Here is a 3,391-nt window from a genome sequence, read left to right on the forward strand (position 1 = left end):
GCGACAAGTAAAAAGTGTGCACTTGAGCGTCTCAGCAGTCTTGTTGCTAATGACGAAGCAGCACTGCTTGCGACAGAGGTGTTCGATAGTCTTGTTGCACGCGAGCGACTTGGTAGTACAGGTATAGGCCATGGTGTAGCAATACCCCATGGTCGTTTAGGCGGGCTCGATCATGCCGTGTCTGCCTTCATGCGTTTTGAAGAGGGCGTTGATTTTGATGCGATTGATAACGAGCCAGTTGCCTATATGTTTGCCCTGCTCGTGCCTAAAGATTCTAATGACGAGCATCTCCATCTTTTGGCGCAGCTAGCAAAATTGTTTAGTAATCCGGTGATGCGTGAAAAACTAAAATTGGCAGCCAATAGCGAAGAGCTTTACGAGTTGCTATCGAAGTCATCTAAACACGATTCTGATTCTCCAGTGCGGTGTAACGAATAACATGCACCTATCAGCGTATCGAGAAGCCGTTAGCTGCAAGACGCGTCTCGCAGGGAATGGTGTGCCCGTTACAAGAGGTGCACCAACAGTAGGCGCTTTAGGCGACGCAGCAGATGATGGCTTCTCGATACGCCCGAAGGGAGGCTCACAAATGACCCAATACCGCGTTGCAGCCTTTATTAAGGGAGCAACCATTAACTGCAGGCTGCGCCTTGTCTTGAGTCATTTGTGAGCCTCTGATATGTGCATGTTATTCGTTACACCACACTAGATTAGGCATGACCAGCCCGATTACAGTCGGTACACTTTTTAAGCAGCATAAAAAAACATTAATGCTGTCATGGGTGGCTGGCGAGGAAGGGTCTGACCGAGCTATTGCCACAACAGTCGTTATACCTCGAGAGCGCGGTGCGGCCAGTAGCGATGATGACCCGCTGCCATTAGTTGGTTTTCTCAATGTGATCAAACCCAATCGCCTGCAAGTGATTGGTGCCAGTGAATTTGAGTTTCTTGAGAGCTTAGGGAAAAATTCCTACACTGATACGATCGCGTGCTTATTTTCAACCAAGCCAGCGGCCATTATTTTGGCTGAGGGTATCGATGCCCCTAATTTGTTCAAGGCTATGGCACGTAATACCCAAACCCCATTACTAAAGTCCAATGCTGGCAGTCATAAGATAGTTAATCATCTACACTATTATCTGACCCAACTTGTTGCTGAGCATGTAGTAATGCATGGTGTTTTTATGGAAGTGTTGGGTATCGGCGTTTTATTGACTGGTCCTAGCGGTATTGGTAAAAGTGAGTTAGCACTGGAGCTGGTGAGTCGAGGGCACCGACTTGTCGCCGATGACGCACCACTGTTTATGTTGTCGGGATCAGATACCATCCAAGGTAGTTGTCCGCCACCGTTGCGTGATTTTATTGAAGTGCGTGGGCTAGGTATTCTCAATATTCGAGCAATGTTTGGTGACAGTGCGGTAAAAGAAACCAAGCAATTGCGTTTGGTTATTTATATTGAGTATTTTGATGAGCAACAATTAGCCAACGTTGATCGTTTGCGAGGGAGCTATCAAAGTATTGATATCCTTGGTATTGAAGTTGCTCAGATTATTTTGCCTGTCGCCGCTGGCCGCAACCTTGCCGTGCTGGTAGAGACGGCAGTGAGAAACCATGTCTTGGTTTATCGTGGCTACAATGCGGTAGATGATTTTCTTGGCAAACATGACGCTAAACTTAGCGCACAAGAGCAAGAATGAGACTCATTATAGTCAGTGGCTTATCGGGTTCTGGCAAGAGTGTCGCACTGGGCACATTGGAAGATCTGGGTTATTACTGTATTGATAATTTGCCTGCTGGATTATTACCCGATTTTGCTAAACAAATGTTGCGTTTAGACGGAGGTGCGACTAGTCGACTCAGTGCAGTAGCCATTGATGCACGAAATATGGTGCAGGATATTCGTGATTTTTCTAATGTGCTAGAAAAAATTCGCCAGCTTAAAGTCCCAGTGGAAATATTATTTCTGGATGCCGAAAAAGCAACACTGATTCGTCGTTTTAGTGAAACACGGCGCAGACATCCATTAACGAATGATAAAACCTCGCTTGCTGAAGCGATTGATGAAGAAGCATCATTGCTTTCAGTCATATCAGAATTTGCCGATTTACGTATTGATACGACCCATTCGAACGTGCATCAGTTGCGCGATATGCTAACGCAACGCGTCGGCACTCAAGAGAGTGAAAGCCTTTCTATATTGCTGACCTCGTTCGGGTTTAAAAATGGTGTCCCAGTTGATGCAAATTTTGTTTTTGATGTGCGTTGCTTGCCTAACCCACATTGGGATCCGCAATTACGTAACCAAACAGGGTTAGATGATGACGTTCAGTTGTTTCTTTCGGGGCAAGAAGACATTGTCGCTATGTTGACAGATATTAAACATTATTTGCAGACTTGGTTGCCGCGTTATGCTAGCGAAAATCGAAGTTATCTGACAGTAGCAATAGGTTGTACCGGCGGCCAACATCGATCAGTGTTTTTGGCTGAGCAGATTGCGCAAAGCTTACGTGACGAGTATCCCTCGTTATTAATTAAGCATAGAGAACTAAGGAACCTCTGATCACTTCATGAACTCGACTCTTGCACTTGAAATATCCAGCTTCTGCGTTGCACCCCAAGGGTTCGTTTCAATACCCCCTGGAGGGGTACACTTCCTGCGGGGCGCAAATCTTTGCACCCCAAGAGCACTTCCTCAGGAATGCTACCGCATCCCCTCAGGGCGCAATAGCCGGCTATTACGTGCGATTCGCGCCTTGCGCCCCGAGGGCATGTCAAATCTGAATATTTCAGATACAACCTACTTCGTCCAGAATAAATCAGAGGCTCCCTAATATGAGCGTTGGTGTATTGTTAATCAATCATGAGTATGTTGGCAGTGGCTTGTTAGCAGCAGCCCGGTCTATTTGTGGCGACTATGACGGTAGTATTGAAGAGGTATCAATCAGTCATAACGCTAAACCAGCAGTTGTTTTGCAAGAAATACAACGAAAAATTACTGAGCTTGATCATGGTGCTGGTGTGTTAGTGCTTAGTGATTTATATGGCAGCACCCCTAGCAATATTGCGACACAATTTCATCAGCCAGGCAAAGTCGCTATTGTATTGGGCCTTAACTTGCCGATGTTGATCCGTGTCTTTAATTATTCTAAAGACGAGCTTGGCAAAATGACAGCCAAGGCAATAGCTGGTGGTAGAGAGGGTGTATTTGTTTACCCACCTAGTATTCCAACAAGGCAGCATTGATGGATTCAGCGGGATGGCAAGGTGTTAGCAACAAGGCGCGTCTCGCCGTAAAGGGCGAGCCCCTTTGCAAGAGACGTAACACCGTGGATGACGCCTTGCCAGCCCGCCCGCAGGGAGCCTGCCACATGCGCCCATGCCGCGTTGCCGC

At 46.8% G+C, this 3,391-nt stretch carries 4 protein-coding genes; all 4 read left to right on the top strand.

Annotation, left to right across the window (positions count from 1 at the left end):
* Window positions 1-438, top strand: a 438-nt coding sequence (locus JKY90_04565) for a PTS sugar transporter subunit IIA (GenBank protein ID MBL4851538.1), incomplete at its 5' end; no start/stop codon positions are given.
* A 278-nt stretch (window positions 439-716) separates the two neighbouring features.
* Entirely contained in the window at window positions 717-1,697 is a 981-nt protein-coding gene (gene hprK, locus JKY90_04570; GenBank protein ID MBL4851539.1) for an HPr(Ser) kinase/phosphatase, read from the top strand.
* Window positions 1,694-2,560 carry an RNase adapter RapZ gene (gene rapZ / locus JKY90_04575; GenBank protein MBL4851540.1) on the top strand — a complete coding sequence of 289 codons (867 nt, stop codon included), beginning with the start codon at window positions 1,694-1,696 and terminating at the stop codon, window positions 2,558-2,560. The genes hprK and rapZ overlap by 4 nt, the downstream gene beginning before the upstream one ends.
* A gap of 272 nt (window positions 2,561-2,832) precedes the next feature.
* Complete coding sequence (locus tag JKY90_04580; protein ID MBL4851541.1) at window positions 2,833-3,243, top strand: PTS fructose transporter subunit IIA; 411 nt, start codon at window positions 2,833-2,835, stop codon at window positions 3,241-3,243.
* Window positions 3,244-3,391: the final 148 nt, after the last annotated feature.

The organism is Gammaproteobacteria bacterium, assembly GCA_016765075.1.
Taxonomy (GTDB): Bacteria; Pseudomonadota; Gammaproteobacteria.

Coding starts and splice junctions, on each gene's coding strand:
- hprK (MBL4851539.1), top strand. CDS start 717: ATGACCAGCCCGATTACAGTCGGTACACTTTTTAAGCAGCATAAAAAA.
- rapZ (MBL4851540.1), top strand. CDS start 1,694: ATGAGACTCATTATAGTCAGTGGCTTATCGGGTTCTGGCAAGAGTGTC.
- JKY90_04580 (MBL4851541.1), top strand. CDS start 2,833: ATGAGCGTTGGTGTATTGTTAATCAATCATGAGTATGTTGGCAGTGGC.